At 53.2% G+C, this 632-nt stretch carries 1 protein-coding gene; it reads left to right on the forward strand.

Translation table 11 applies throughout. From position 1 onward, the window contains the following. The coding region (locus tag PM2_RS29475; RefSeq protein WP_042132662.1) for an IS3 family transposase at positions 1 to 632 on the forward strand (632 nt) is incomplete at both ends.

Consider the following 632-nt stretch of genomic DNA (forward strand, 5'->3'; position numbering starts at 1 on the left):
GGAAAGCGGAGGTGTATACGGCTACCGCAAAATTCACGATGACCTGCGTGAGCTGGGAGAGGAATGCGGCCGAAATCGAGTCAGGCGCTTGATGCAGGCGGAGGGGCTGCGTTCTCAAACGGGCTATCGGCGGCGTCCAGGGTTCTATGGTGGAAAACCAACAGTGGCCTCGCCCAACCACCTCGCGCGGCAGTTCAAGGTAAGTGAGCCGAACAAGGTCTGGGTGACAGATATCACTTACATCCGCACCTATGAAGGGTGGCTCTACCTCGCGGTAGTGCTGGATCTGTTCTCACGCCAAGTAATTGGTTGGTCAATGAAGCCAAGGATGTGCAGCGACCTGGCTATCGACGCGATGTTGATGGCTGTTTGGCGACGCAAGCCTCAGCAGCAAGTTATGATTCACTCAGATCAAGGCAGTCAGTTCAGTAGCTCGGATTGGAAAAGCTTTTTGAAGGCCAACAATGTAATCAGCAGCATGAGCCGGCGGGGAAACTGCCACGACAATGCTGTAGCCGAGAGCTTTTTCCAGCTTTTGAAGCGAGAGCGAATCCGACGAAAGATCTACACAACCCGTGAAGAAGCCCGAAGTGATATTTTCGATTACATCGAGATGTTCTATAACCCTAGGG

Origin of the sequence: Pseudomonas monteilii NBRC 103158 = DSM 14164 (assembly GCF_000730605.1) — a bacterium.
Taxonomy (GTDB): Bacteria; Pseudomonadota; Gammaproteobacteria; order Pseudomonadales; family Pseudomonadaceae; genus Aquipseudomonas; species Aquipseudomonas monteilii.